We start from the raw sequence: 25,824 nt of genomic DNA, 5'->3' as shown, positions 1-25,824 counted from the left end.
GCCATGGCACTCGTCGCAGGGATCGACAGTTCCACCCAGTCCTGCAAAGTAGTGGTCCGCGACGCGGACACCGGCGCGCTGGTCCGCCAAGGCCGCGCCGGCCATCCCGACGGCACCGAGGTCCATCCGGACCACTGGTGGACGGCGCTGCAGAAGGCGATTGCCGAAGCGGGCGGCCTGGATGACGTGGCCGCCATCTCCGTCGGCGGCCAGCAGCACGGCATGGTGTGCCTCGACGCAGACGGCGCGGTTGTCCGCCCTGCATTGCTGTGGAACGACACCCGCAGCGCCGGGGCGGCTGCTGAGCTCATCAACGGCGCCGGCGGCGGGGACCCCGTGGCCGGCGCCCGGTACTGGGCCGGCGCCACGGGCACCGTCCCGGTGGCCTCGCTGACCATAACCAAGCTGCGCTGGCTGGCGGAGAACGAACCGGACAACGCCGCAAAGGTGGCTGCCGTGTGCCTCCCGCACGACTGGCTGACCTGGCGGCTCGCCGGCTTTGGCCCGGGCAGCGGCGGGGAAGGCCTGGCGGCGCTGGCAACGGACCGCTCGGATGCCTCCGGCACCGGGTACTACTCGACGGCGGAGGGCAGGTACCTGCCGGACGTCCTGGCAGCCGCGCTGGGACATGTCCCGGCCCTCCCCAAGGTCCTCGGCCCGCTGGAGCCGGCGGGCCGGACCCCCGCAGGCAGCATGCTCGCCGCAGGTGCCGGGGACAACGCGGCGGCTGCGCTCGGCGCCGGAGCGGAACTGGGCGACGTCGTCATGTCCTTGGGCACCTCCGGCACCGTCTTTGCCATTTCGGACACGCCTGCGGCAGATGCATCGGGGCTGGTGGCGGGCTTCGCCGACGCTGCCGGGCACTACCTTCCGCTGGTGTGCACATTGAACGCCGCGCGGGTTTTCGATGCCACGGCCGCCCTGCTGGGAGTGGACCTGGCAGAGTTCAACAGGCTGGCACTGTCCGCTGAACCGGGCGCCGGAGGGCTGACCCTGGTCCCGTACTTCGACGGGGAGCGGACGCCCAACCTGCCGGACGCCACCGGCTCCCTGCATGGCATCACGCGGGCCAACTACACCCCCGCCAACCTGGCACGTGCCGCCGTCGAAGGCGTGGTCTGTTCCCTGGCCGACGGCCTGGCAGCGCTCCAGGACCAGGGCGTGGCCGCCCGGCGGATCCTCCTGGTGGGCGGCGGCGCCCAGTCCGACGCCGTGCAGGACGTCGCAGCGCGCCTGCTGGGAACCCGCGTCACGGTTCCCCGGCCGGGCGAGTATGTCGCGGATGGAGCGGCCCGCCAGGCCGCCGCGGCACTCACCGGACATTTCCCCGCGTGGGCGTCGGACGCCGTCGACCTCCCCGGGGCAACGGACGACGCCGGTGTGCTGGCCCGGTACCGCCGGCTCGCCTCGGCTTACGCCTAGGACGGTCCGCAAAACCAGGAAGGACCCGGACCGCTGGCAGCGGTCCGGGTCCTTCCATGTGGGGCGCAGGCTCCTGCCTGCGGAAAACGTCGGCAGGAGCCCGCGGTCTGTATCAGGTCAGGCGAACGGGAGGACGAGCTCCGCGTACCGCTCCTTGACCGTGGCCAGGACGGTGTTGCCGTCCGTGTCCCAAATCTCCTGGTTGAAGATCTCCACCTCGATGTCTCCGGTATAGCCGGCGTCCCGGACCCAGGTGCCGATCGTTGCGAAGTCCACCACGCCGTCGCCCATGTACCCGCGGGACAGCAGCGGGTCCGCGGCGATGGGCATGTTGAAGTCGCACACCTGGTAGGAGGCGATCCGGTTTTCCCGGCCCGCTCGCCCGATCTGCGCCTTCAGTTCCGGGTCCCACCAGACATGGAAGGTGTCCACGGCGACGCCCACCGTTGAGGCGTCGAAAGGCGCTGCGAGGTCCAGCGCCTGCCCCAGGGTGGAGATCAGGGCACGATCGGCCGCATACATCGGGTGCAGCGGCTCCAGGACCAGGCGGACGCCGTGTTCCGCGGCGAACGGGACCAGGTCCGCGAGCCTGTCGGCAACACGCTGCCGCGCTCCCACGACGTCCTTCTCCCCCGGGGCAAGGCCTCCGACCACCAGGAACAGTTCCCGGGTATCCAGGGCCACGGCTTCAAGGATTGCTGCCCGGTTGTCCGCGAGCGCGGCCGCCTGGCCCTCGGCGTCAGCCGCGGTGAGGAACCCGCCGCGGCACAGTGAGGAGACGCGCAGGCCGGCGTCCTTGATCAGGCGGGCCGCCTTATCCAGGCCGGCTTCCGCCACGCGGTCCCGCCACGGGCCGATCGAGGGAATGCCGGCGTTGACGCACCCTTCCACGACCTGGGCGAGCGTCCACTTCTTGGTGGTGGCGCTGTTGATGGAAAGGCGCGCGAAGTTGCTCATACCCCCACCCCGTTGATGCGCAGGTAGTCGGACATCCGGAAGGCGGCCAGTGCGGGGTCCTTCAGCAGTCCGGCCTGGTCCGCCAGTTCGAAGGTCCTGGCCAGGTGGCAGACCGAGCGGCCGGAGTGCAGGCCGCCCACCATCTGGAAGCCCGGCTGCTTGCCGTTGAGCCAGGACATGAAGGCGATGCCCGTCTTGTAGTAGAAAGTGGGTGCGCTGAAGATGTGCTTGCCCAGTTCGCGGGTGGAGTCGAGGATTTCGCGGGCTTTGGCGGCGTTGCCGGCGTCGTAGTTCTGCAGGGCCACCGAGGCGGCCGGGTAGATTGCCGCGAAGATTCCCAGCAGGGCGTCGGAGTGGTGGCTGCCGTCGCCGTCGATGAGTTCCGGGTAGTTGAAGTCGTCGCCGGTGTAGAGCCGGACGCCTTCGGGCAGGGCTGCCCGCAAGGCCACCTCGTGGCTCGCATCGAGCAGCGAGACCTTGACGCCGTCAACCTTGGCCGCATTGTCCTTGATGAGGCCGAGGAACGTTTCGGTGGCCGTGGCAACGTCATCCGATCCCCAGTAGCCGGCGAGGGCGGGATCGAACATGGTGCCCAGCCAGTGCAGGATGACCGGCTGGTCCACTTCCTGCAGGAGGGTGGAGTACACCTTCAGGTAGTCTTCGGGGCCGCCGGCCACCTTCGCCAGGGCGCGGGATGCCATGAGGATGACCTTGGGTCCGGCCTCGGTGACGACGGCGATTTGCTCGCGGTAGGCCTCCAGGACGGCCTTGATGCCGGCCTCGCCGGAGGGCAGGGCGTCGATGTCGAGCTGGTCGGTGCCTGCGCCGCAGGAGACCAGGTCGCGAACGGACTTGCCCGCGGTTGCCGCATTGCCGGCCGAAACCACCGAGGCGGCTTCTACGCCTGTGCGCTTGATGAGCTGCTGGGTGGCGGCCCAGTCCAGGCCCATGCCGCGCTGGGCGGTGTCCATGGCGTCGGCCACGCCGAGGCCATAGGACCACAGCTCGTGGCGGTACGCCATGGTGGCGTCCCAGTCCAGCCGTGCCGGGGCACCCGGGGTATTGTCGGCGAGCACTTCAGGGATGACGTGGGCAGCCGCGTACGCCCGGCGCGCGGTCAGGGGTGCCGTGGGGCGGCCCCAGGCGGCGCCGCCCTGCAGCCGGTATTCCCTGGTGCCGCCGTCTTCGGAGGGAAGGATGAGGGAAGTCATTAGAGGGTGATCTCCGGGATGTCGATGGTGCGCCGTTCGTCGTTGGACTGCAGCCCCAGCTCGGCGAGCTGGACGCCGCGGGCGGCGGAGAGCAGGCCGAAGCGGTGTTCGCGGCCGGCGACGACGTCGCGGAGGAATTCCTCCCACTGCAGCTTGAAGCCGTTGTCCAACTCGGCGTTGGCGGGTACTTCCTGCCACTGGTCGCGGAATGACTCGGTGACCGGAAGGTCCGGGTTCCAGACCGGCTTGGGAGTGTGGGCGCGCTGCTGGGCGACGCACTTGTTCAGGCCGGCAACAGCCGAACCATGGGTGCCGTCCACCTGGAACTCCACCAGTTCGTCGCGGTATACCCGGACGGCCCAGGAGGAGTTGATCTGGCCGATGACGTCGTCCCCGGCCGGTGTCTCGAGCTCGAAGATGCCGTAGGAGGCGTCATCGGCAGTGGCCTTGTACTCCTTGCCGGCCTCGTCCCAGCGTGCCGGGATGTGGGTGGCGGTCTTGGCGTTGACGCTCTTGACCTTGCCGATGATGCCTTCCAGCACGTAGTTCCAGTGGCAGAACATGTCGGTGGTCATGCCGCCGCCGTCTTCCTTGCGGTAGTTCCAGGACGGGCGCTGGGCCGCCTGGATGTCGCCCTCGAAGACCCAGTAGCCAAATTCGCCGCGAATGGACAGGATGCGGCCGAAGAAGCCTTCGTCCACCAGCCGGCGGAGCTTGACCAGGCCGGGGAGGTACAACTTGTCGTGGACAACGCCGGCGGTGACGCCGGCTTCCTTGCCGATGCGGGCCAGTTCGATGGCCTCTTCCAGGGTTTCTGCCGTCGGCTTCTCCGTGAAGATGTGCTTGCCGGCCAGCATGGCCTTCTTGAGCGTGGCGGCGCGCAGGCTGGTCATGGAAGCGTCGAAGACGACGTCCACAGTGGGGTCGTTGATCACGGCGTCCAGGTCCGTGGTCCACTCGGACACCTTGTGCTTTTCCGCCAGCTCGCGGATTTTGGCCTCGTTGCGGCCCACCAGGATGGGCTCAACCTGGACGCGCGTGCCGTCTTCCAGGGTGAAGCCGCCGGCGTCGCGGATGGGCAGGATGGACCGCAGCAGGTGCTGGCGGTAGCCCATGCGGCCGGTGATGCCGTTCATGGCAATACGGATCGTTTTAGTTTCGAAGCCCATGTGTCCTCCACGGTGAGTGAGCAAAGTGTACTCAAGACGAATCGGGAAAGCGCATTCCCTCTGTTTCCATGATGCACCGCACCGTTCCGCTTGGCAAGCGCTTTCCGGAAGTAGTTTGAACTGTCATAATGTCCTTACCCTTTGAGCCCGCCCCGACCACCAGGAGATGCTGTGGCTGCTAGTACCCTTACCGAGGTTGCCCGCCTCGCCGGCGTCTCGCCTGCCACGGCCTCACGCGTGTTGAACGGCTCAGCCCGGACCCCCGGCAAGGACATTGCCGAGCGCGTCCGCCAAGCGGCCGACTCACTGGGCTACATCCCCAATGCGCAGGCCCAGGGCCTCGCGAAATCCAGCTCCGGACTCATCGGCCTGATTGTCCACGACATCGCCGACCCGTATTTCGCCGCCATTGCCCGCGGCGTGCAGGATGCCGCACGGGAACAGCGGAAAATGGTGCTCCTCGCCACCACCGGGGGCGGACCTGCGGAAGAAAAGGAAGCCGTGGCGGCTTTCGCTGCCCGCCGTGCAGATTCGATCGTGATCGCCGGCTCCCGGTCCTGCCGGACCGAGGACCAGGAAGGCAACGCGCAGCTGGCCGCAGAACTCGACCGGTACTGCCGCAACGGCGGCAGGGTGGCAGTGGTGGGGCATGCAGTGGTGGGTGCCACCGCATTGGAGGGCTACCACGTCGTCGAAGTCCCCAACCAGGAGCTTGCCGGCCGGTTGGCCACGGAACTGGCCGCCGGCTGGGACGGCGATTTTGTGATTATCGGCGGTCCCGAAGGCCTGTACACCTCCGATGACCGGATCCGCGGCTTCCAGGACGGCCTGGCCCGGGCCGGGCGCCGGCCGGCGGAGGTGCTCAGGAGCGCCTTCAACCGGGCCGGCGGCTACGAGGCCGGCCTGCAACTGGCTGCACGCATCAAGGCAGCCTCGGCCGCGGACTCCGCCGCTCCGAAGATGTGCATTTTCGCGGTCAACGACGTGATGGCGATCGGCGCCGCGGCAGCCCTTCGGTCCGAGGGGCTGCGGATCCCCCGCGACGCCTCAATCGCCGGCTTTGATGACATCGAAACGCTCCGGGACTTCAGGCCTGCCCTCTCTACCGTCCGCTTGCCGCTTGAAGACATTGGCCGGCTTGCCACCCGGGCCACCCGCCCCCGGCCTGCCGGTGAGGACCAGGAAGCCGGCCCCGACGAAGCCGTTACCGGGGAGGTCACGCTTCGGCGCAGCACCGAGGCCGCCGCCGTATGATTTCGCGCAGGATCACCGCGGTTCCGGCGCGCGCTGAAGCCGCCGGCCCCCGGCCCGCCATCCTGGTCCTGCCGGGCGGCGGTTACGCGCGCCAGGCGGACCACGAAGCCGAGCCGGTCGCGGAATGGCTCGCATCGCTGGGTATCCACGCTTTCGTCCTGCGCTACCGCGTGGCCCCGGACCGCCACCCCGCACCCCTTGAAGACGCCAAGGCGGCCATGCTCTTCATCCGGAGCGGACCGCACGGCCTCGCCGTGGACCAGAAGCGCGTGGGAGTCCTGGGATTCTCGGCCGGCGGCCACCTGGCGGCCACACTGTCCACGGCAGCAGGCACCGGCAACCGGGGCCTCGACGTCGAGGCCGCCGTCCCGGACCTCTCAGTGCTTTGCTACCCGGTGGTGTCCCTGGTCCACGACATGCATCAGGGGTCTGTGGACAACCTCCTCGGCGAGCTGCCGCCGTCGGACCTCCTTGCGGCCCTGTCCGCCGAGCTGAACGTGACGGCCAGGACCCCGCCGGCTTTCCTCTGGCACACCGCGGACGACGACGCGGTCCCGGTTGGCAACAGCCTGGACTACGCCAAGGCGCTGATCGCCGCCGGCGTACCCGCCGAACTGCATGTCTTCCCGGAGGGGCGGCACGGCCTGGGCCTCGCAGCAGGCGAGCCGGGACCCGGACAGTGGACGTCCCTGTGCGCGTCATGGCTGGAACGTGCCGGCTGGACCGATTCAACGGCCGAAGCAGCCCGCACCGCAGCCGGTGGCCGCGGCAGCTAGCGTTACCTAGTCCCGCCGGCCCACAGCGCGGATGGTCCAGCTCGCCGAGTGGGAGCCGCCCGGCTCGAGGTGTATCAGGTCTGTTCCGGAATTGAAGGCGTCCGGCGGGCAAGTCATGGGCTCAACCGCCAGGCCCAGCCGGTCCGGACCAACAGGCTTGTCCCCCGTATGCACCTGGACCCAGGGCCACTCCGGCCCCCATTCCAGCTCCACGCCCGTTCCCGACGGATCCAGTACCCGGACGCAAGCCAACCCGGCCCCGTCGCGGGAGATACCGGTAAAAGCGTGGTCGATCTTGACCGGCCCCAGCCTGCGCGGTAGGCGGAAGTCGAACGCGTCCTGCTCCACCTGCCGCATGGCCACCGGGAGCAAACGGTCCGGGGTGACCTCGAGGTAGGCGCCGGCCGGAAGTTCCAGCGTCCAGTCATCCAGCGGAGCAGTGCCGGCCACAAGGTAGGGATGGGGGCAAACGCCGTACGGCGCGGCCCGGGTACCGGCGTTGACAGCGGTGACCGTACCTCGGAGGCCCTCCCCGGACAGGGAATAGGCGACCGTGAGTTCCAGGTCGCCCGGGTATTCCGGTCCGGCCGGAACGCGGCAGCCGAGCACCGCCCGGTCCGCCGACGCCTCCAGGACGTTCCAGGCCTGATGGATGGCCAGCCCGTGCAGGGCCGACCCGCGCTCCGGCTCGTTGATGGTGGCTGCATAGGACTGGCCGGCGTAGGCGTAGGTGCCGTCAGCCAGCCGGTTGGGCCACGGCGCGCAGATCACGCCCCGGTAATCCGGAACCCCTCCCTCCGGCCCAAAGCCCACCACCAGATCCCGATCTCCGCAGCGCAGCTCCCGGAGGGAACCGCCGCGGGTGGTCACGACGGCGGTGTAGGGTCCGTGGGCGATGCGGACTTCTGTTCCGGGCATGGCGTCCTTCAACGAGAATTTGTTAGCGCTAAACAGCATACTTCATCCTGCCGGGGCCCGGCTCGTTAGAGTTGCTCCATGGAAGCGGCACCCGACCAGTACCTTATCGCCGCCGTCCGGAGCGCGCTGTGGGAGCTCTCCGATCCCGCGCGTGCCGCCGGCGCGCAGGCGTACATGAAGTCTTCCTTGCCCTCACTGGGCGTCAGGGTCCCGGATGTCCGGCGGATCGCGGCACAGGCCACGGCAGAGTTTCCGCCGGCATCGGCCGGCGGCGTGCGCGCCACGGTGCTGGAACTGTGGCGCACGTCCGCATTCCGGGAAGAACGCTATGCAGCCATTGACCTGACCGGCAACCCCCTGGTTGCCAAGGACCTGGAGATGCTGCCGGTATACGAGGAAATCATCCGCACCGGGGCGTGGTGGGATTTTGTGGACGGCGTGTCCGGCCGGATCTGTGCCCTGCTGCTGGCGCACCCGGTTGAGATGTCCGCGGTTTTGAGGACGTGGAGCCGCGATCCGGACTTCTGGATTCGACGCGCCAGCATCACGTCGCAGCTTCGGGCGAAGCGCGCCACCGACACGGTGCTGCTTGCCGATGTCATTGAGCCGAATCTGGCGGACCGGGAATTCTTTATCCGCAAAGCGATTGGCTGGGCGCTCCGTGAATTCGCCAAAACGGCACCTGAATGGGTGGAGGAGTTCGTCGCCCGGCATCGGCAGGAGCTGAGTCCGTTGTCACGCAGGGAGGCCTTGCGCAGGATCGGCGCCGGCGCCGGCCGGCCTTAGCTCACCGCCGCTAGATCACGGGACGTTCGACGACGGGCTCGTGCGTCTTGCGGAACAGCCGGCGGGTGCCGGGGTCCCAAAAGATCAGGTACAGCCCAAAGAGCAGGGCGGTCAGCGCCGCCGCAATCCGGGCCAGCAGCAGCGCGAAGCCCAGGTCCTGGGTTTGCAGGTAGGGAAAGACGTCCAGCTGGTCCGAAATTGCGTAAATCATGAAGAACGACACCACAAAGTACAGGGCCTTGACCTGCCAGTCGTTCCGGATGCCCGTCACGGCAAAAAGCGGGATCAGCCACACCACGTACCAGGACTGGATGATGGGGGCCAGCAGGACCACTGCGGCCAGGCCGAGCGTGAGGCGGCGCATCAGGCGGTCATGGTCGCCCTTGAAAATCTGCCAGGCGAGGATGCCCACAGCAAGCAGCTTGCCGGCGTCGAACACCCAGCCGGCCGGGACTGAGCCGTCCAGCCCGAACGCGTTGGCAAGGGACCCCACCACCATGCCAAGCAGGCCCACCGGGGCGTACCAGATGGAGAGGCTGCCGGGGGCGGAAAGCCCGTTGATCCAGCCGAAGCCGAAGCCGTTGACCAGGCTCATAAGGGCCAACACTGCCAGGCTCAGGCCGGCCGTGAGCGCCCAGAACGAAACCTTCCGCAGCCACCCCGCATTCCTGCCCGCCCAGAGGAGGCCGATGAACGGCAGGAAGACGATGGTGATGGGCTTGACGGCGATGGACAGCGCCACCAGCACAATGCCCCGGACTTGCCGCCGGGTCGCAGAGTAATAGAGACCGGCCAGCGCCAGCCCGATCATGAGGGAGTCGTTGTGCACGCTGGCGATGAAATTGGTCAGGAAAAGCGGGTTGGCCACGGTCAGCCACAGGGCCCTGTGTGGATTGACGCCGTGCAACTCTGCGAGGCGGGGCACGTAGACCACGCAGAGGCCCACTCCGGCCACGGCAACCAGCCGGAACAGCATGATGCAGGCTTCCGGCTGGACGCTGGTAACCCACACGACGAACTGCTCGATCCAGAGGAACAGCTGGCCATAAGGAACCGGAGCTTCGGTCCACTGTTTGTCTGCGCCCAGCTGAAAATAGTTGGACAGGGCGGAGATACCGTTTTCGTAGGGGTTGAACCCTTCCACCATCAACCGTCCCTGGCCGATGTAGGCATAGACGTCGCGGCTGAACAACGGAACGCTGAACATCATGGGCAACCCCCACGCCACCACAGCCGCCAGGGTGGCGCGCCGGGCTTGATCGCCCCACACCCTGACTTTTTGGCCGAGCCGCAGCCAGGCGCGCACCAGCAGCATTCCCCCTGCCGCGACCAGCACGATGGACAGGGCCACCCCCGGCGCTTCGGTGCGCATCCAGATGAACAGGGGCATGCGGCGGAGTTCGGAGACCGGCGCGAGCCAGCCCACGCCGGCGGAACCGAACATCATGAACACCGACCCCAGGAACCCGGCAAGCAGGGGTGAGCGGGGATTGTCCACCTCGACACCGCCCGCCGGGGCAGTACCGGCCGCCGCCATCTCCCCCGCTGCGGGCACAGGCGCCGTCATCTCAGGAATGTCCAATCTTCTTGCGTTTCCGCTGTTGCCCGGCGGACCACCAAGGCCGGCCGGGACGTGCTCGAAGGCGGCGGGGCGACCCGCCGCGTACCCGAAATCCTAGCATCGGCCGGGCGTCCGGGAGTGTAACGGTAGGCTGGTCCGGTGCCTATATCTAACGAACGAATCGTCTGGATCGACTGCGAAATGACCGGCCTGGACATCAAGAACGACGCCCTCATCGAGGTGGCAGCCCTGGTCACCGATTCGGAACTGAACATCCTTGGGGACGGTGTCGACGTGGTGATCAAGCCCGAGGACGCCGCCGTCGCGCAGATGTCCGACTTCGTCCGGGACATGCACACCAAGTCCGGTCTCCTGGCGGAACTCCCCCACGGCAAGACCATGGCCGAGGCTGAGGCCGCAGTCATGGAGTACATCTCAGCCTGGGTTCCGGATCCGCGGAAGGCACCGCTCGGCGGCAACTCTGTAGGCACGGACCGGGTATTCCTTTCCCGCGACATGCCCGCCGTCGTGGAGCACCTGCATTACCGGGTGATCGACGTCAGCACCATCAAGGAGCTGTCCCGGCGCTGGTTCGCCCGGGCGTACTTCCAGTCGCCGGCAAAAAAAGGCGGCCACCGCGCACTGGGTGACATCAAGGACTCCATTGACGAACTCCGCTACTACCGCGAGGCGGTGTTCGTGCCTGCCCCCGGCCCCGACAGCGCCACGGCCCAGAAGATCGCCCGGCGCATCACCAGCGACGATGCCGCCGGCGAGTAATCTGCGCCACGTTTGGATGAAATTTTGCCGAAATCGCAGAAAGTGGACAAAGCACCCCTTCCGAGCAGGTAAGCTATTTGAGTTGCGTTTCCAGGGAGCCGGTAACACGGAAAGCCCTTGAAGCTCATGGTGGGCGTAGCTCAGTTGGCAGAGCGCCTGGTTGTGGTCCAGGAGGTCGCGGGTTCAACCCCCGTCGCTCACCCTCACGGGGCGGCACTTGCAGCCGTCAACAAAGGAGGCCGCACCGGATATCCGGTGCGGCCTCCTTTGTTGTGTCCCACCAAGATACGTGCAGGGATGCCGGCGGCGCCGGCCCCGAAGCCGAAGGACTAACGAAATGACCGTTCTGCCGATCACCATCTGGGGCGAGCCAGTACTGCACCGCCGGGCGGCGGAAGTCGAAGTTTTCGACGACGAACTGCGCACCCTCATCGCCGACATGTTCGAAACCAACGCCGCCGCCAACGGCGTGGGCCTTGCTGCACCGCAAGTCGGCGTCGGCAAGCGGATCTTCGTCTACAAGTACGCCAACGACGACGGCGCTCCCCCCACCGGGGTACTGGTGAATCCTGTCCTGACCCTGTCCAAGGTCTCCGGCGCCGCCCCGGACCCGGACGAGGAAGAAGAGGGCTGCCTGTCCTTCCCGGGTGAGCAGTATCCGCTCAAGCGGGCCGAGTGGGCCCGCGTGGAAGGCTTCGACGGTTATGGCGAACCGGTGAAGTTCGAGGCTACGGGCTGGTTTGCCAGGGTCATCCAGCATGAGTTCGACCACCTGGACGGCAAGCTGTACGTCAACCGGTTGATGGACCGCTACTCCCGCAAGGCCCTCAAGCAGGCCAAGAAGAACGGGTGGGGTGTTCCGGGGCTGACCTGGATGCCCGGCGTCGATCCCGATCCGTTCGGACACTAACCGGTTCCCGTAGCGCCGTTTAGCTGGCGGTCATCGTCTGCTGCCCGGGGCAGGATGCCAGTACCTGTTTCATGGCATCCTTCTCAGCCGCAGTCACCCACAGACCGTAGGCCGCCTTGACAGAGATCTGCCGGGCCACGTAGTGGCAGCGGATGGCGGTATTTTTCGGCAGCCACGTTGCGGCGTCCCCCGCGCTCTTTTGCTGGTTCGCCTGCCCGTCAGCGGCTATGAGGTTCAGCGGATCGTTGGCCAGGCTCTGGCGTTCCTTGGGCGTCAGCCCCTGCGCACCCTTCTGCCAGGCGTCGCCCAATGCCACCACATGGTCAATTTGCACCGCACTGCTGGTCTCGGCGCCACGGCGGAATTCCACAACCTGTCCGGTGTACGGTTCCTGGAAATGGCCGCCCGTCACCTTGCACGTTGAGCCTTCGGTGAACACCACATCGGCAAGGTCGCGACGCAGGATGTCGTTCCTGGTATCGCAGCCGTTGCGGTCCACATCCAGCCATGCCTGGCCGAAAGCCTCGCGGCTGTAGCCGGTATTCGGTGCCCTGCCCTTCACGGCCAAACCGTCCAGGGCGGAGAGGGCAGCACCCGGGGGCACGGGGTTGGGCTCCGCCACCGGTTTCATCCAGGCGGCAACAAAGACCGGCGCCTCCGTTGGGCCGCTGGCCGCAGGTCCGGCTGCCGCGAACTGTCCGGCCGTGAAGAACCAGAACAGCGCCGCAATAACGGAGATGGCAACAGCAACCAGCAGCCCCCATGCCTGGCGGGAACGTCGGCGCGCACGGCGGTAGGCGGACCAGCTGACAGTCACGGCTCTGATGCCGGGTGGCTAAAGTGGGGCACCCCAAGAGCCTAGGACAGGGAGCGCGGCCGGCCGCCGATATCCACACTGTTGAGGACGAGTGATGGATCACACGGCCATGGCGCTACTGTTCGCGCGTGACCCGTCGGAGATCTTCCTCCGCGGTCGCCAGGAGTTCCTCGAGCTGGCGCACGCGCTTCTCGCTGGCGTCCCCTGCCTGGTGCGCGGCGCGGGCGCCTTCAAGGAGCCTGACAGCTTCCTTGTGGTTGGCCTTGGCCACGTCGAGTGCGTGTTCGAGGGTGGTTTCGTGCTGAAGCGTCGATTCGTTGTCCATGCCACCAGTCTGGTCCGGTTTCCCGGCTGATTCCAGTGAACCAGCCGGGAATTGGCAGGACGTGTCGGTTTTGGTCAGACGGCGATCGCGGCCAGGGCGGCCGCGCTTTCCTTGGCAGGGAACGACGGCGGGTTCACGCCGGCCATTTCCTCCATGACCCGGACCACCTGGCAGCTGTAGCCGAATTCGTTGTCGTACCAGACGTAGAGGACCAGGTTCTTGTCGGTGGACACCGTGGCCAGGCCATCAACAATCCCGGCGCGGCGGGAGCCCACGAAGTCGGTGGAGACAACTTCAGGCGAGTCGATGTAGTCGATCTGCTTGCGCAGGTCCGAGTGCAGCGACATCTCGCGCAGGTAATTGTTCACCTCATCCTTGGTGGTGCCGTTCTCCAGGCTGAGATTCAGGATGGCCAGCGAGACGTCCGGGGTGGGGACCCGGATGGAGCTGCCGGTCAGTTTGCCCAGGAGCTCGGGCAGGGCCTTGGCCACCGCCTTGGCGGCACCGGTTTCGGTGATGACCATGTTCAGCGCGGCGGAACGGCCACGGCGGTCGCCCTTGTGGAAGTTGTCGATCAGGTTCTGGTCGTTGGTGAAGGAGTGCACGGTTTCCACGTGCCCGTGGACCACGCCGAATTTGTCGTTGATGGCCTTCAGGACCGGGGTGATGGCGTTGGTGGTGCAGGAAGCCGCGGACACGATCCGGTCCGAATCGTTGATGTCCCGGTGGTTGATGCCGTGGACGATGTTCTTCAGTTCGCCCTTGCCCGGAGCCGTCAGCAGGACGCGTGCAACGCCCTTGCTCTGGAGGTGCTGGGACAGCCCCTCGGCATCGCGCCAGCGGCCCGTGTTGTCCACCACCAGCGCGTTGTTGATGCCGTAGGCCGTGTAGTCGATGGTGGCGGGGTCGTTCGAGTAGATCACCTGGATACGGACACCGTTTGCCGTGATGGTGTTGGCTTCTTCGTCGACCCGGATGGTGCCCTCGAAGGAACCGTGGACGGAGTCCCGGCGGAGCAGGCTGGCCCGCTTGGAAAGGTCATTGTCAGAACCGCGGCGAACCACGATGGCACGCAGGCGCAGGCCGTGGCCGCCGCCGGCCTTTTCGATCAGGAGGCGTGCCAGGAGCCGTCCGATGCGGCCGAATCCGTAGAGCACCACATCCGTGCTGGTGCGCTCGTCACCGCCACGCTTGCCAACGATCTCGGCGAGTTCGGCGCGGAGGAACTCTTCAAGGGTGGCTCCGTTGCCCTCTTCCTTGAACTTTTGATTAAGGCGGGCGATGTCAATCGCTGCAGCGCCCAGTTCCAGCCCGGCCAGGGTGTTCAGCAGCGGCGCCGTGTCCTCCAGGAGCAGTTCGTCCTTGCTCATCCGGCGCGCGAAGCGGTGTGCCTTGAGGATGTTCATCGTGGACTTATTGATCAGGCTCCGGCCGTGGATGCTGGTCACCACGTTGTTTTCGCGGTACAGCCTGCCGATCACCGGGATCATGGCCTCGGCGAGGGCCTCCCGGCCCATCCACGTATCAAGACAAGAATCAGACGTCTGGCTCACAGAAATACCTTCCTCGGTTCAGCCGTGTACGTCCTCGTACACAGATGTAGGCCACCTGATGATGTCCAGGGGCACCGGCACCTGCAGGGGTCGGCCCCCAGGCACCTGGATCGCGTGCAAAGAAAAACCGCCGATTGCGAACGCAACTTTCGGCGGTAGAACTCCTGCGTCCGGTATCCATTCTAATTTGGCGCAGCTCCCCGATCACGCCTGCGCTGCGTGAAATCACTCACACGGGGCGGCACAGCTCTCAGTTATGGACGGCGGAGTACAGGTTCAGGCTGGCGGAAAAGACCACCCAGGCGAAGTACGGCAACATCAGGAGCCCGGCGGTGGCGTCGATCGGACCGAACCGGACGATCAGGAAGGCCAGGGTCGCGGCCAGGGAACAGATGACCAGAAGCGCCGCCCACAGGGCAGCGGTACCGGCCATGGGGTACATCGCGAAGAACGTCACCGGCCACGCGGCGTTAAGCAGAAGCTGGACGGCGTAACCGGCCAGGGCCGGCCCTTTCAATCGGCCCTTGCACCAAACCAGCCAGGCCGCGGCCGCAACTCCGATGTACAGCACCATCCAGGTGATCCGGAACATCAGCGGCGGCGGCATCCACGGCGCTTTCAGTGAGCCGGCATACCAGCCGCTGGAATTGAGGATGATGGGGATCGACGCCAGCACCCAGGCCGCAGCCGACAGTCCAAGGAACCCGGCAAGGGCGAGAATCCGGGAACGCAGGCCGGGCCGGCGTCCGGCCGTTCCGGCGGCCGGCCGGACATCAGTAATAACGGGCACGGTCCAGCATCCCCAACACAGCGCCCGAGGTCAAACCCGGTTTTGCGGATGGGACAGCCGGTACGCCGGGTTCTGTTCTCCCCTGCCGTTGCCGGCAAGGGAGCGACGGCCATCCATCTACGAGTACCGTTGCCGGCACCCTCCAGCGGCTTACCCGGACACTCGGGCGGGCAGCCCTCGAACGCTGTCCTGTCTAGCCTTGCTCCGGGTGGGGTTTACCTAGCCTTCCCGGTCACCCGGGAAGCTGGTGGTCTCTTACACCACCGTTTCACCCTTACCTGCGCTTTCCGGCGAAGGCCGGAAATGCGGGCGGTCTGTTTTCTGTGGCACTGGCCTGCGGGTTACCCCGAGTGGGCGTTACCCACCACCCTGCCCTGCGGAGCCCGGACGTTCCTCGAGCCACTTGCGTGGCGCGCGGCCGTCTGGCTGTCCCATCCGGGTCCAGTCTACCGGCGCCCCCGACCGCTTTTGTCGCCGGTAGGATCGGACGGTGCTGATTCTGCTCCCCCCTTCCGAAGGAAAGACACCCGCGCGCCGCGGGTCCGCCGTCGACTGGCCCTCGCTGAGTTTCCCGGAGCTCAATCCGTCCCGCGCCAAGGTCCTGGAGGCGCTGGGAACGGTCAGCGCGCATCAGGACGCCCTCGCGTTGCTGGGCGTGGGTGCCTCGCTGCGGGGCGACGTCGAACGCAACACGCGGCTCCACGTCGAGCCTGCTGCCCCGGCCCACAGCATCTATTCAGGCGTCCTGTACGACGCCTTGGGATACCGGAGCCTGACGCCCGCGCAGCGGCGCAAGGCGGACGCGTCCGTGCTGGTGGTTTCCGCGCTGTGGGGGGCCCTTCGCTTTGGCGACAGCGTCCCCGCCTACCGGCTTTCGATGGGGACGGCATTGCCCGACGTCGGCCGGCTGGCTCCGTTCTGGAAGGCACAGTTGGATGACACGCTGGGCCGTGCCGCCGAGGACCACCTGGTGGTTGACTGCCGTTCCAGCACCTACGCGGCCGCGTGGGCGGCGCCGCCGGAGCAGACCGTCACGGTGAATGTGTTCACGGAGGCTGCCGGCGTGCGGAAAGTGGTGAGCCATTTCGCCAAGCACACCCGGGGCGAACTGGCGCGGCACCTGCTGGTACGCCGCGGAAAGGCCCCGGCCGCGGCGTCGGACCTGCTGAAGGTTGCGCGCGAAAAATGGGACGCAGAGCTGGTGCCGGGCACGGCACGCAAGCCCCATGCCCTGAACATCATCCTGCCCGGCTGACCCGCGGGCGGTTCAGGACCATTCGTCCGAACGGACCAGGATGGCGCCGGAGTCCGGGCAGAACACGATCTCATCCGCCGCGGCCGCCTTGATCGCTGCGAGGTCGCCGGGGCTGAGCTTCATGCCCGAAGCCTCCGACGTCCCGTGGAACAACCGCGCGGCGCCCACGCCCCGCTTGGCGAGGGTCTTTTCGTAGACGGCCAGCATGCCCGTATCCAGGCCTGCGGCGAATTCGGCACGCCGGGCCACGAGCCCTGAAGCCTCAGCCGCAACCTCGGCGAGGGCAGCATCCAGCTCGGCCCGGATAGTGCCAAACGAGCCCTGGATGTCATCGACGATCTGCTGCTGGGCTGCCTGCCGTTCCCGCAGCGTATCCAGCCGCTCCAGGATTTCCAGTTCCACGTCCTCGAGGTCGGAGCGCCGCTTGTTGAGCGAGACAATGTCCTTCTGCAGGGCCACCAGGTCCTTCGAAAGTCCGGTGCCGCTGTTGAGCCGGGCTTCGTCGCGTTCGATGCGCGACGCGACCTGTTCGACGTCGGCTTCCGCCCGCTTGAGCGCGGCTTCGGCGTCGTGCACCGCCACCTTGGCAGCACCCAGTTCTCCGTTGGCCACGGAGAGTGCCGCTTCGAGGTCCTTGATGCGGGGATCATTTTCAAGCGTGCGCCGGCGGTTGGTGAGGCCGGTCAGCCTGGCGTCCAGTCCTTGCAGTTCGAGCAACTTCAACTGTTCCGCCGGTGCTGCCTTCGCCACTGTTACCTCCGCTTGATCCCTTCCGGCCCGGGGCCGGGCACCTTACCGGCGCTTCCTAGACTCTATCGCCTGGGCTGCTTCGCCGCCTCGCTGCCAGGCTCAGCCCGGAGTGAGGATGAAGTCCCACGGATCGCTGTTGGTGGTGCTGACCTGGATCTCCAGCTCGTGCCCCTGGTCGGCCAGGACGTTGCCCAGGGCTGCCGCGGCGGCCGGCAACCACAGCCATTCACTGGCAAAGTGCGAGACGTCCACCAGGTACGGCCGGCCGTTGAGGGCAGCCTCGCGGGCCTCGGACGCGGGGTGGTGGCGAAGGTCGGCGGTCACGTACACGTCCGCATTGCTGGCCCGGACCTCATTGAACAGGGAGTCCCCGGCGCCGCCGCACACGGCAATCCGCCGCACCAGCCCGTCCTTGTCACCGGAAACGCGCACACCCCCCGCAACTGACGGAAGAATCCCGAACACCCGTGCCGCGAAATCCCCCAGGCTCATGGCGTCAGCCAGGTCGCCAACACGCCCAATGCCTTCCTCCGGCAGCCCGTTGGCCGCCATGGTGAGCGGCGCGACGTCCTGGAGTCCCAGCGCATCCGCCAGCACGTCGGAAACCCCTCCGACGGCGGAGTCCCCGTTGGTGTGCACGGTCAACAGTGCCGTCCCCGACTCGATGAGCCGGTGGACCGCCCGGCCCTTGGCCGTGGTGGCAGCCACCGACGTGACACCCTTCAGGAGCAGCGGGTGGTGGGTAATGAGGAGCCCGGCACCCCATTCAATGGCTTCTTCAATGACTTCCAGGGTGGGGTCCACCGCGAACATCACCTTGGTGACCGGGGCGGAAGGGTGGCCTGCCACAAGCCCTACCTCGTCCCAGTTCTCCGCCAGCGATTCCGGCCACAGCTCCTCCACGGCAAGAAGCAGTTCGGCCAGGGTGGGAGCCTCGGAGGCACCGCCCCGGGCCGGCGTGTCGGAGGAGGTTTCGGCGTCGTGATCCGCCTGGCCGGTAGCGTCGGTGTCCACAGGTTCCATAGTCTTAGTTTTACCCCATAGTGTTCCGGCCGCCGCATGTTGCGGCGCAGGGTGAAGCCGGCGGGAATCATCCGGCGCCGTCAACCATTGAAGAGGTCATGAAAACTTTTGTTCTTGGCGGGGGCTGCTTCTGGTGCCTCGACGCCGTTTACCAGAAGACCAAGGGCGTCAGCTCGGTGGTGTCAGGCTATACCGGCGGGCACGACCCCCAGCCCGACTACTACTCGGTGTGCAGCGGGACCACTGGCCACGCGGAGGTGGTGGCCGTGACGTTCGATGAGGAGGTCATTCCGGCCGAGGTCATCCTGGACATGTTCTTCGCCCTGCATGATCCCACCACCCTGAACCGCCAGGGATACGACGTCGGCACCCAGTACCGTTCCTCCATGTTCTACGAGACCACGGAAGAGAAGATCCTGTTCGAGGAAGCGATCGAACGCAACCAGTCGCTGTGGAAGCATCCCATCGTCACCGAGGTCAGCCGCCTGCCCCGGTTCCACGTGGCGGAGGAATTCCACCAGGACTACTACGCCAAGCACCCCGAACAGGGGTACTGCCAGGTGATCATCAACCCCAAGCTCGCCAAGGCCAGGAAATATTACTCTGCATGGCTTAACGCTTAGCCACCGTTACGCGGCCTCGTTAGGCTGACCTCAGTATTCACCCCTTAGAGATAGGCGTATGTACATGGCACGGATCTATGACGATGTAACGCAACTGGTCGGCGGGACCCCGCTGGTCCGGTTGAACCGGCTCAGCGAGGGACTGGACGCCACCGTTGCGGTCAAGCTGGAGTTCTACAACCCGGCCAACAGCGTCAAGGACCGTATCGGCGTGGCCATCATCGACGCCGCGGAAAAGTCGGGCGCCCTCAAGCCCGGCGGCACCATCGTCGAGGGTACCTCCGGCAACACGGGGATCGCCCTTGCCATGGTGGGCGCCGCACGCGGCTACAAGGTCATCCTGACCATGCCGGAGACCATGTCCACGGAACGCCGCGTCATGCTCCGTGCCTTTGGCGCCGAGATCGTGCTCACCCCGGGGTCCGAGGGCATGCGCGGCGCCGTGGAAAAGGCCCAGGAAATCGTGGCCAATACCGAGAACTCCATTTGGGCGCAGCAGTTCGCCAACGAAGCCAACCCGGAGATCCACCGCAAGACCACCGCCGAGGAAATCTGGGAAGACACTGATGGCGCCGTTGACATCTTCGTGGCAGGCATCGGCACCGGCGGAACCATCACCGGCGTCGGGCAGGTTCTGAAGGAACGCAAGCCCGGTGTGCAGATCGTGGCCGTGGAGCCCAAGGATTCCGCCATTCTGAACGGCGGCGCCCCCGGCCCGCACAAGATCCAGGGACTGGGCGCCAACTTCATCCCGGAACTGCTGGACACCACCGTCTACGACGAGGTCATCGACGCCACCCTTGAGGACTCGGTCCGCGTCGCCCGCGAGCTCGGCATCAAGGAAGGTATCCTGGGCGGCATCTCCTCGGGAGCGATCGTCTGGGCCGCACTGGAACTGGCCAAGCGCCCGGAAAATGCCGGCAAGCTGATCGTGGCGGTCGTGTGCGACTTCGGTGAGCGTTACATCTCCACCGTGCTCTATGACGACATCCGCGGCTGATCAGTCCGCCGTCCGCCCGTTTCCTGTAGAAAGAACTTTGTGGGCTTTTTCGCAAGACTGAAGGAAGACCTCGAGGCCGCCCGGTCCCACGACCCGGCGGCTCGAGGTTCTTTTGAGAACTTTTTCGCCTATTCCGGCCTGCACGCCATCTGGATCCACCGGTTGACGCACCGGCTGTGGCAGAACCCTGCCCTGCGTTTCCCGGCTCGGTTGTTGTCGCAGCTGGGAAGGTCCTGGACCGGTATCGAGATCCACCCCGGCGCCACCATCGGCCGGCGGTTCTTCATCGACCACGGCATGGGGGTGGTGATCGGTGAGACCGCCGAAATCGGCGAGGACGTGATGATCTACCACGGTGTCACGCTGGGCGGGCGGTCCCTGGCGCGGATTAAGCGCCACCCCACCATCGGTGACCGCGTGACGATCGGGGCGGGCGCCAAGATCCTGGGGCCCATCACCATTGGCCGGGACAGCGCCGTGGGCGCCAACGCCGTGGTGGTCAAGGACGCGCCGCCGGAATCGATCGTTACCGGCGTCCCTGCGAAGTGGCGCCACCGGGATGCGCAGCGGGAAACCAAGCCCGCAGTGGATCCGGCCGAGTACGACATCGAATACCATCTCTAACCGTGCTGATCAGGCCTAAGGCCGTCCAGCAAGCGCATGACAACACAAGGCGGGCAGTTTCCGGATCACCGGAAACTGCCCGCCTTGTGCATACCTGCAGCGGAACCTAGTGGGTATCTACTGCTTCGATTTCGGACTTGTCTTCGCCCCAGAGCGTGTGGAACGTGCCCTCGGTGTCCACGCGGCCATAGGTGTGGGCGCCGAAGAGGTCGCGCTGGCCCTGGATCAGGGCGGCGGCAACGCGCTTGCGGCGCAGGCCGTCGTAGTACGCCAGCGAGGAGGAGAACACCGGCACCGGGATGCCGAGCTGCACCGCGGTGGCAACTACACGCCGCCATGCCGGGAGGGCGTCGCCAATGGCCTTGGTGAACGCCGGAGCGAACAGCAGGTTTGCCGGCTTCTCATCGGCAGCGTATGCCTTGGTGATGTCCTTGAGGAGTTCCGCACGGATGATGCAGCCCGCGCGCCACAGTGAGGCGATTTCGTCCAGCTTCAGGTCCCAGCCGTATTCCTTGGCTGCAGAGGTGAGCATGTCCAGGCCCTGGGCGTAGGAGACCAGCTTGGAGGCATAGAGCGCCTGGCGGACATCCTCAACGAACGTCTCCGGGATCTCAACCGTTGCCTCGTTGCCGGCCAGCAGCTCCTGGCCAAGCTTGCGCTGCGCGGCCTGGGAGGAGAGTGCACGGGCGAACACGGACTCGGCGATGCCGGACACGGGGGAACCGAGTTCCAGTGCGGAGATGACGGTCCAGCGTCCGGTGCCCTTCTGGCCCGCGGCGTCGACGACGACGTCCACGAACGGCTTGCCGGTCTTGGCGTCGACGTGGCCCAGGACCTCGGCGGAGATCTCGATCAGGAAGGACGAGAGTTCGCCCTGGTTCCACTCGGAGAAGATCTTTGCCTGCTCGGCCGGTTCGATGCCGGCGCCCGAGCGCAGCAGGTCAAAGGCCTCACCGATGACCTGCATGTCGGCGTATTCGATGCCGTTGTGGACCATCTTGACGAAGTGGCCGGCGCCGTCGGTGCCAATCCATGCGCAGCAGGGCTCGCCGTCGACCTTTGCCGAAATCTTTTCCAGCAGCGGGCCGAGGGCCTTGTATGACTCCTTGGACCCGCCGGGCATGATGGACGGCCCGTTCAGCGCACCCTCTTCGCCGCCGGACACCCCGACGCCCACGAAGTGCAGGTCCTTCTTGGCCAGCGCGGCTTCCCGGCGGCGGGTGTCCTCGTAGTGCGAGTTGCCGGCGTCGATAATGATGTCGCCCGGTTCCAGCAGCGGCTCCAGCTGCTCGATCACCGAATCCACCGGCTTTCCGGCCTTGACCATGATCAACACCCGGCGCGGCTTCTCCAGGGAATCGACCAGTTCCTGCAGGGATTCGGTCCGGATGAAATCGCCTTCCGAGCCGTGCTTCTCCAGCAGCGCGTCGGTCTTCTCCACCGACCGGTTGTGCAGGGCAACCGTGAACCCGTTGCGGGCGAGGTTGCGGGCCAGGTTGGCGCCCATCACTGCGAGGCCGGTGACACCGATGTGTGCAGACATCAATAACTCCAATTCATTGTTTGCCCCGGATCCAGGGTTCCGCTGCGGGTTGGGACCCCGGGGCATATCAGGGGGTCGGAATAAAGCATATATATTCTGGCGGTGACGCGAAAGTAACGTCCGCGTCATGAAACCGATTGTGTCGGTGCCAGTCTAGGACTGCCGCCCTCCCCTGTCCCGGCCGCACCGGATTGCCGGCAAACCCGCATCCGCCAGCAACTAGGCTTAGCAGCATGACCAGCAGCCTCCACCACCGTGCCATCGAGAACCTGGGCACCCGGATCATCTCAGGGGATCTCCCCGCGGGACACGTCATGCTCGCCGAGCAATTGGAGGATGAACTGAAGGTTTCCCGCTCCGTAATCCGCGAAGCGGTACGCGTACTGCAGTCCCTGGGCCTGGTGGAAACCACCAAGCGGGTTGGCATCCGGGTGCTGCCCTCAAGCCGCTGGAATCCCTTTGATCCGCAGGTGATCCGGTGGCGGCTGGCCAGTGACGCGCGCGGCGCCCAGCTGCGCTCCCTCGCCGAACTCCGCGCCGCCGTGGAACCTGCAGCTGCCGAACTGGCAGCAGAGAACGCGCCGGCGCCGCTGCGCCTGGAACTCGTTGACGTTGCCCGCGCCATGCGGGAAGCCGGCAACAAGGGCGAAGTTGCCCGGTTCCTGGAACTGGACATCCGCTTCCATTCGCTGCTGCTCTCCGGCTCCGGCAACGAAATGTTCGCCAACCTCATGGGGCAGGTGGCCGAAACACTGACGGGCCGGACCGTGCACGGCCTGATGCCGGACCATCCCCACCAGGCCGCCCTGCAGTGGCACGAAGATGTCGCGGAAGCAATCGCCAAGGGTGACGCTCCCGCTGCCCGCGAGGCATCGGACCGGATCATGCGGCGGACCATGTCCCAGATGGCCGACACATGGACGGAGCAACCACGGGTGTTCATCCCCGTCCGGCAGTGACGCTCAGCGGACTTCCCCGCCGAAGCTGAGGAGGACTTTGCCCGAGCTGGTGGAGTCTTTGGCCACCTCGAATGCGTGCAGGGCATCGGCCAGCGGGAACTCGTGGGTGATGACGGGCTCGATGTGCAGGGTGCCGTCCGCGAGGGCGGTGATGACCTGGTCGATCTCGTCGTTGAAGCGGAAGGAGCCTTTGAGGTCGAGTTCGCGGGTGATGGCTAGGGAGATGGGCACCGGCTGCATGCCGGTGGGCAGCAGCCCGACCATGACTACGGTCCCGCCGCGGACCGCGCCGGTGATGGCGGATGCGAGGCCGTGGTGGTTGCCGGAGGATTCGATCACGACGTCGGCCTCCACGGCGGCGATCGCTGCGGTGTCCGCGGCGTTGATCACCTCATCGGCCCCCACCGCGCGGGCGATCTCCAGCGGCCTGGGGTGCAGGTCGACGGCGGTGATCCGGGCCGCGCCGGCCCTTTTCAGGACTGCGACGGCGAGGGCGCCGATGGGGCCGGAGCCGATGACCAGCGCGGTTTTTCCGCGGACGTCTCCGGCCCGGGACACGGCATGCCAGGCCACGGACGCCGGTTCAATCAGCGCCGCGGTCCGGAGGTCCAGTCCCGCCGGCAGGGCCCGGAGCATCCGCACCGGGAGGTTCACGTACCGGCTGAACGCGCCATCCGTGTGCGGGTAGCGGGCGGCGCTGCCCAGGTACGTACACCCCGGGGACAGGTTGGGCCGGTCCACCGGATATCGCGCGGCGCCCGGACCGGGCGTGGCCGGATGCACCGCGACGGCTGTTCCGGCCACCGGGCCTTCCCCGTTGGCCGCCTGGCGCACCACCGTCCCGGAAATTTCGTGGCCCAGGACCAGCGGCGCCTTGAGAATGGACTCCCCGGCCGCACCGTGCAGCCAGTAATGCAGGTCCGAACCACAAATCCCGCCGAACGCCACCTCCACCACTGCTTCGTCTGCTGCCGGCTGGGGCAGCGGGACCTCATCGATCCGCAGGTCACCGGCGGCATGGGCCACCAGCGCCGGACCCGTGGCCGGCAATTCAAGGTCAACGGGCGTTGCCATCAGACCACCACCGTCATTCCGCCATCGATGAAGATGGTCTGCCCGTTCACGAAGTTCGACCCGTCCGAGGCCAGCCACACCACGGGACCGGCCAGGTCCTCAACGGTGCCCCAGCGGTGGGCGGGTGTCCGGCCGAGGATCCAGGCATTGAACTGCTCATCGTCCACCAGGTTCTGCGTCATCTCCGTATGGATATACCCCGGGGCGATCCCATTGATCTGCAACCCCGAACCGGCCCACTCCGCCGTCATCGCCCGCGTCAGGTTCCGCAACCCGCCCTTCGCGGCGATGTATGGGGCGATCGTGGGCCGGGCAAGGTCGGTCTGCACCGAGCAGATGTTGATGATCTTGCCCCGGCCCCGCGGAATCATCCGCCGCGCCGCTTCCCTGCCCACCAGGAACGCGCTGGTCAGGTCCGTGGAAATCACCCGGTCCCAGTCCTTCACGTCCAAATCCAGCATCGGCACCCGGTGCTGGATCCCGGCGTTGTTCACCAGGATCTCCAACGGACCCACAGTCTCCTCCACCCACGCAATCCCGCGCGCCGCCTCCGCGTCACTCGTGACGTCGAAGGCGACGCTATGGATACGGCCGGGCGCATAGTCAGAAGCCATCGCAGCCGCGGCATCCTTGAGCCGCTCCCCGTTCACACCGTTCAACACAACTGTTGCGCCGGCGTCGGCCAGCGCCCGGGCCAACGCGTTGCCAATCCCCCGACTCGAACCCGTCACCAACGCCACCCGGCCGGTGAGATCAAAAAGTGAACTCATTGTGCAACTGTTCCTTCCGCCGCGGCCGCGGCACTGTGGCTGAGGTGGGAGATGGTTTGGCGCACCACTGCGAGGTCCTGGTCGCCGAGGCCCTGGCGCTTCAGTTCAGCGTAAAGTTCGACGGCGGCCGTGGCGATGGGTGCTGCCGTCCCCGCCGCACGGGCTGCGTCCAGCACGAAGGAAAGGTCCTTATGCATGAATTTTGCCGGGCCCGTGGGGGTGTAGTCCTTGCTGACCAGGCGCGGGCCGACGACATCCAGGACCCTGCTGCCGGCCAAACCGCCGGACAGGACGTCGAACAGCGCCGCCGGGTCGAGCCCGGAACGCTCGGCCAGTTCGGCAGCTTCGGCGAGTGCCGCCACCGTTGTCCCCACCACCAGCTGGTTGCACGCCTTGGCGAGTGACCCTGCGCCAAGGGGACCCAGGTGGCGGACGGTGGTGCCCATAGTGTGCAGGAGTGGCTCTACCCTGCCGAATGCGGCGTCCTCTCCGCCGGCCATGATGGCGAGGGTGCCGTCAGCGGCGCCCTTGGTGCCGCCGCTGACCGGGGCATCGACAACCTGGGCGCGGCCGCCGCTGAGTTCGGTGACACGGTGTCCAAAAGCCTGGACGGCAGTGGGTGAGACACTGCTCATGACCAGCAGGACGGTGCCGGGCGCGGGCGGCTGGTTTTTCCAGCCGGCCAGCAGCCGGGCAGCGGCCTCCTCTATGTGGGGCAGGTCCGGCAGCATGAAAACTATGACGGGAAGGTGGCCCAAGTCCTCCACCCGCTGTGCAACTGTTCCGCCGAGGTCCTGCAGACGGTCCGCCGCAGCGGGTGAGCGGTTCCAGCCCGTGACCTGCCAGCCTTTGCGGGCGGCGTTCGCCGCCATCAGTCCGCCCATCAATCCCAGGCCTGCAAAGCCTGCGCGTTTGTCGTCCATGACCCAGCCTCACGTCGTCGTGCAAAAGAATTGTTCAATATCCTAGCCATA

The 25,824-nt window shown here is 66.6% G+C and carries 26 protein-coding genes, 1 tRNA gene and 1 other RNA gene; 12 read left to right on the top strand and 16 right to left on the bottom strand.

All coding sequences use genetic code 11. The annotated features are described in order from the left end of the window. Nucleotides 1-3 precede the first annotated feature (3 nt). Nucleotides 4-1,422: a xylulokinase gene (gene xylB, locus QF050_RS12575; protein ID WP_308930714.1), complete on the top strand. Its 1,419-nt coding sequence runs from the start codon at nucleotides 4-6 to the stop codon at nucleotides 1,420-1,422. A 117-nt stretch (nucleotides 1,423-1,539) separates the two neighbouring features. Here the strand turns inward: xylB and QF050_RS12570 are convergent, their stop codons facing one another. The 3 genes from QF050_RS12570 to QF050_RS12560 are packed head-to-tail and all read right to left on the bottom strand — an operon-like array spanning nucleotide 1,540 to nucleotide 4,759. Then, nucleotides 1,540-2,379, bottom strand: a complete 840-nt coding sequence (locus QF050_RS12570; RefSeq protein WP_308930713.1) for a sugar phosphate isomerase/epimerase family protein — start codon at nucleotides 2,377-2,379, stop codon at nucleotides 1,540-1,542. Continuing rightward, nucleotides 2,376-3,590, bottom strand: coding sequence for a dihydrodipicolinate synthase family protein (locus QF050_RS12565; RefSeq protein ID WP_308930712.1), 1,215 nt, complete (start codon nucleotides 3,588-3,590; stop codon nucleotides 2,376-2,378). Before QF050_RS12565 ends, QF050_RS12570 begins: the two co-directional genes overlap by 4 nt. Next, nucleotides 3,590-4,759: a Gfo/Idh/MocA family oxidoreductase gene (locus QF050_RS12560; protein WP_308930711.1), complete on the bottom strand. Its 1,170-nt coding sequence runs from the start codon at nucleotides 4,757-4,759 to the stop codon at nucleotides 3,590-3,592. The genes QF050_RS12565 and QF050_RS12560 overlap by 1 nt, the downstream gene beginning before the upstream one ends. 171 nt (nucleotides 4,760-4,930) lie before the next feature. Between QF050_RS12560 and QF050_RS12555 the strand changes: the two genes are divergently transcribed. Both QF050_RS12555 and QF050_RS12550 read left to right on the top strand, forming a co-directional pair. Beyond that, the gene (locus tag QF050_RS12555) at nucleotides 4,931-6,013 is read left to right on the top strand and encodes a LacI family DNA-binding transcriptional regulator (RefSeq protein WP_308930710.1); all 1,083 of its coding nucleotides are present in this window, start codon (nucleotides 4,931-4,933) and stop codon (nucleotides 6,011-6,013) included. Next, nucleotides 6,010-6,789, top strand: a complete 780-nt coding sequence (locus QF050_RS12550) for an alpha/beta hydrolase (protein ID WP_308930709.1) — start codon at nucleotides 6,010-6,012, stop codon at nucleotides 6,787-6,789. Before QF050_RS12555 ends, QF050_RS12550 begins: the two co-directional genes overlap by 4 nt. Nucleotides 6,790-6,795: 6 nt before the next feature. On the opposite strand, the gene QF050_RS12545 is transcribed toward QF050_RS12550, so the two are convergent. Then, nucleotides 6,796-7,707, bottom strand: coding sequence for an aldose 1-epimerase family protein (locus QF050_RS12545; RefSeq protein ID WP_308932163.1), 912 nt, complete (start codon nucleotides 7,705-7,707; stop codon nucleotides 6,796-6,798). Nucleotides 7,708-7,785: 78 nt separating this feature from the next. Between QF050_RS12545 and QF050_RS12540 the strand changes: the two genes are divergently transcribed. Next, nucleotides 7,786-8,493 (top strand): DNA alkylation repair protein, encoded by a 708-nt coding sequence (locus QF050_RS12540; protein WP_308930708.1) that lies wholly within the window; start codon nucleotides 7,786-7,788, stop codon nucleotides 8,491-8,493. A 10-nt stretch (nucleotides 8,494-8,503) separates the two neighbouring features. Here the strand turns inward: QF050_RS12540 and mptB are convergent, their stop codons facing one another. Continuing rightward, nucleotides 8,504-10,060, bottom strand: coding sequence for a polyprenol phosphomannose-dependent alpha 1,6 mannosyltransferase MptB (mptB, locus tag QF050_RS12535; protein ID WP_308930707.1), 1,557 nt, complete (start codon nucleotides 10,058-10,060; stop codon nucleotides 8,504-8,506). Nucleotides 10,061-10,213: 153 nt separating this feature from the next. Between mptB and orn the strand changes: the two genes are divergently transcribed. The 3 genes from orn (at nucleotide 10,214) to def (ending at nucleotide 11,744) form a co-directional block, all read left to right on the top strand. After that, nucleotides 10,214-10,834, top strand: a complete 621-nt coding sequence (orn, locus tag QF050_RS12530) for an oligoribonuclease (RefSeq protein ID WP_308930706.1) — start codon at nucleotides 10,214-10,216, stop codon at nucleotides 10,832-10,834. A 129-nt stretch (nucleotides 10,835-10,963) separates the two neighbouring features. Further along, nucleotides 10,964-11,036: transfer RNA gene (locus QF050_RS12525), tRNA-His, on the top strand. A 135-nt stretch (nucleotides 11,037-11,171) separates the two neighbouring features. After that, complete coding sequence (gene def / locus QF050_RS12520) at nucleotides 11,172-11,744, top strand: peptide deformylase (protein WP_308930705.1); 573 nt, start codon at nucleotides 11,172-11,174, stop codon at nucleotides 11,742-11,744. Nucleotides 11,745-11,763: 19 nt separating this feature from the next. On the opposite strand, the gene QF050_RS12515 is transcribed toward def, so the two are convergent. From QF050_RS12515 to rnpB, 5 genes are all read right to left on the bottom strand, one after another. Then, entirely contained in the window at nucleotides 11,764-12,561 is a 798-nt protein-coding gene (locus QF050_RS12515; protein ID WP_308930704.1) for an HNH endonuclease family protein, read from the bottom strand. A 115-nt stretch (nucleotides 12,562-12,676) separates the two neighbouring features. Beyond that, the gene (locus QF050_RS12510; RefSeq protein ID WP_308930703.1) at nucleotides 12,677-12,886 is read right to left on the bottom strand and encodes a hypothetical protein; all 210 of its coding nucleotides are present in this window, start codon (nucleotides 12,884-12,886) and stop codon (nucleotides 12,677-12,679) included. Nucleotides 12,887-12,960: 74 nt separating this feature from the next. Continuing rightward, entirely contained in the window at nucleotides 12,961-14,439 is a 1,479-nt protein-coding gene (locus QF050_RS12505; protein WP_308930702.1) for a glyceraldehyde-3-phosphate dehydrogenase, read from the bottom strand. Between the two features lie 250 nt (nucleotides 14,440-14,689). Further along, nucleotides 14,690-15,229, bottom strand: a complete 540-nt coding sequence (locus QF050_RS12500; protein WP_308930701.1) for a TspO/MBR family protein — start codon at nucleotides 15,227-15,229, stop codon at nucleotides 14,690-14,692. 45 nt (nucleotides 15,230-15,274) lie between these two features. Then, nucleotides 15,275-15,663, bottom strand: an RNA gene (gene rnpB / locus QF050_RS12495) — RNase P RNA component class A. Nucleotides 15,664-15,719: 56 nt separating this feature from the next. Between rnpB and QF050_RS12490 the strand changes: the two genes are divergently transcribed. Beyond that, nucleotides 15,720-16,484: a peroxide stress protein YaaA gene (locus QF050_RS12490; protein ID WP_308930700.1), complete on the top strand. Its 765-nt coding sequence runs from the start codon at nucleotides 15,720-15,722 to the stop codon at nucleotides 16,482-16,484. A 12-nt stretch (nucleotides 16,485-16,496) separates the two neighbouring features. Here the strand turns inward: QF050_RS12490 and QF050_RS12485 are convergent, their stop codons facing one another. Together QF050_RS12485 and QF050_RS12480 are read right to left on the bottom strand one after the other, a co-directional pair. After that, nucleotides 16,497-17,234, bottom strand: a complete 738-nt coding sequence (locus QF050_RS12485) for a C4-type zinc ribbon domain-containing protein (RefSeq protein ID WP_308930699.1) — start codon at nucleotides 17,232-17,234, stop codon at nucleotides 16,497-16,499. A 99-nt stretch (nucleotides 17,235-17,333) separates the two neighbouring features. Continuing rightward, nucleotides 17,334-18,257, bottom strand: a complete 924-nt coding sequence (locus QF050_RS12480) for a Nif3-like dinuclear metal center hexameric protein (RefSeq protein WP_308930698.1) — start codon at nucleotides 18,255-18,257, stop codon at nucleotides 17,334-17,336. Nucleotides 18,258-18,355: 98 nt separating this feature from the next. Here QF050_RS12480 and msrA point away from each other — a divergent pair, with 98 nt between their 5' ends. The 3 genes from msrA (at nucleotide 18,356) to epsC (ending at nucleotide 20,504) form a co-directional block, all read left to right on the top strand. After that, entirely contained in the window at nucleotides 18,356-18,880 is a 525-nt protein-coding gene (msrA, locus tag QF050_RS12475) for a peptide-methionine (S)-S-oxide reductase MsrA (protein WP_308930697.1), read from the top strand. 64 nt (nucleotides 18,881-18,944) lie between these two features. Then, nucleotides 18,945-19,880 (top strand): cysteine synthase A, encoded by a 936-nt coding sequence (gene cysK, locus QF050_RS12470; protein ID WP_308930696.1) that lies wholly within the window; start codon nucleotides 18,945-18,947, stop codon nucleotides 19,878-19,880. Nucleotides 19,881-19,919: 39 nt separating this feature from the next. Then, nucleotides 19,920-20,504, top strand: coding sequence for a serine O-acetyltransferase EpsC (epsC, locus tag QF050_RS12465; protein WP_308930695.1), 585 nt, complete (start codon nucleotides 19,920-19,922; stop codon nucleotides 20,502-20,504). 106 nt (nucleotides 20,505-20,610) lie between these two features. Here the strand turns inward: epsC and gndA are convergent, their stop codons facing one another. Next, nucleotides 20,611-22,047, bottom strand: a complete 1,437-nt coding sequence (gene gndA, locus QF050_RS12460) for an NADP-dependent phosphogluconate dehydrogenase (RefSeq protein ID WP_308930694.1) — start codon at nucleotides 22,045-22,047, stop codon at nucleotides 20,611-20,613. A 233-nt stretch (nucleotides 22,048-22,280) separates the two neighbouring features. Between gndA and QF050_RS12455 the strand changes: the two genes are divergently transcribed. Continuing rightward, nucleotides 22,281-23,006 (top strand): FadR/GntR family transcriptional regulator, encoded by a 726-nt coding sequence (locus QF050_RS12455; protein WP_109044432.1) that lies wholly within the window; start codon nucleotides 22,281-22,283, stop codon nucleotides 23,004-23,006. Between the two features lie 3 nt (nucleotides 23,007-23,009). Here QF050_RS12455 and QF050_RS12450 read toward each other — a convergent pair whose 3' ends face one another. From QF050_RS12450 to QF050_RS12440, 3 genes are read right to left on the bottom strand one after another with little or no spacing between them, the layout of a single operon-like run. Then, nucleotides 23,010-24,080: an L-idonate 5-dehydrogenase gene (locus tag QF050_RS12450; RefSeq protein WP_308930693.1), complete on the bottom strand. Its 1,071-nt coding sequence runs from the start codon at nucleotides 24,078-24,080 to the stop codon at nucleotides 23,010-23,012. Beyond that, nucleotides 24,080-24,850, bottom strand: a complete 771-nt coding sequence (locus tag QF050_RS12445; RefSeq protein ID WP_308930692.1) for an SDR family oxidoreductase — start codon at nucleotides 24,848-24,850, stop codon at nucleotides 24,080-24,082. Before QF050_RS12445 ends, QF050_RS12450 begins: the two co-directional genes overlap by 1 nt. Further along, on the bottom strand, nucleotides 24,847-25,773 hold the full coding sequence (locus QF050_RS12440; protein WP_308930691.1) for an NAD(P)-dependent oxidoreductase: 927 nt from the start codon (nucleotides 25,771-25,773) through the stop codon (nucleotides 24,847-24,849). The genes QF050_RS12445 and QF050_RS12440 overlap by 4 nt, the downstream gene beginning before the upstream one ends. Nucleotides 25,774-25,824 lie beyond the last annotated feature (51 nt).

The sequence above is a fragment of the Arthrobacter sp. SLBN-112 genome, from assembly GCF_030944625.1.
GTDB lineage: Bacteria > Actinomycetota > Actinomycetes > Actinomycetales > Micrococcaceae > Arthrobacter.
Note: the sequence above shows the minus strand (reverse complement) of the source record. Positions and strands in the feature narration are given on the sequence as shown.

Bases quoted from the DNA above. Each gene is read 5' to 3' on its own strand.
- xylB (WP_308930714.1), top strand. From the start codon at position 4: ATGGCACTCGTCGCAGGGATCGACAGTTCCACCCAGTCCTGCAAAGTA.
- QF050_RS12570 (WP_308930713.1), bottom strand. From the start codon at position 2,379: ATGAGCAACTTCGCGCGCCTTTCCATCAACAGCGCCACCACCAAGAAG.
- QF050_RS12565 (WP_308930712.1), bottom strand. From the start codon at position 3,590: ATGACTTCCCTCATCCTTCCCTCCGAAGACGGCGGCACCAGGGAATAC.
- QF050_RS12560 (WP_308930711.1), bottom strand. From the start codon at position 4,759: ATGGGCTTCGAAACTAAAACGATCCGTATTGCCATGAACGGCATCACC.
- QF050_RS12550 (WP_308930709.1), top strand. From the start codon at position 6,010: ATGATTTCGCGCAGGATCACCGCGGTTCCGGCGCGCGCTGAAGCCGCC.
- QF050_RS12545 (WP_308932163.1), bottom strand. From the start codon at position 7,707: ATGCCCGGAACAGAAGTCCGCATCGCCCACGGACCCTACACCGCCGTC.
- QF050_RS12540 (WP_308930708.1), top strand. From the start codon at position 7,786: ATGGAAGCGGCACCCGACCAGTACCTTATCGCCGCCGTCCGGAGCGCG.
- mptB (WP_308930707.1), bottom strand. From the start codon at position 10,060: ATGACGGCGCCTGTGCCCGCAGCGGGGGAGATGGCGGCGGCCGGTACT.
- def (WP_308930705.1), top strand. From the start codon at position 11,172: ATGACCGTTCTGCCGATCACCATCTGGGGCGAGCCAGTACTGCACCGC.
- QF050_RS12510 (WP_308930703.1), bottom strand. From the start codon at position 12,886: ATGGACAACGAATCGACGCTTCAGCACGAAACCACCCTCGAACACGCA.
- QF050_RS12480 (WP_308930698.1), bottom strand. From the start codon at position 18,257: ATGGAACCTGTGGACACCGACGCTACCGGCCAGGCGGATCACGACGCC.
- msrA (WP_308930697.1), top strand. From the start codon at position 18,356: ATGAAAACTTTTGTTCTTGGCGGGGGCTGCTTCTGGTGCCTCGACGCC.
- cysK (WP_308930696.1), top strand. From the start codon at position 18,945: ATGGCACGGATCTATGACGATGTAACGCAACTGGTCGGCGGGACCCCG.
- gndA (WP_308930694.1), bottom strand. From the start codon at position 22,047: ATGTCTGCACACATCGGTGTCACCGGCCTCGCAGTGATGGGCGCCAAC.
- QF050_RS12455 (WP_109044432.1), top strand. From the start codon at position 22,281: ATGACCAGCAGCCTCCACCACCGTGCCATCGAGAACCTGGGCACCCGG.
- QF050_RS12450 (WP_308930693.1), bottom strand. From the start codon at position 24,080: ATGGCAACGCCCGTTGACCTTGAATTGCCGGCCACGGGTCCGGCGCTG.
- QF050_RS12445 (WP_308930692.1), bottom strand. From the start codon at position 24,850: ATGAGTTCACTTTTTGATCTCACCGGCCGGGTGGCGTTGGTGACGGGT.
- QF050_RS12440 (WP_308930691.1), bottom strand. From the start codon at position 25,773: ATGGACGACAAACGCGCAGGCTTTGCAGGCCTGGGATTGATGGGCGGA.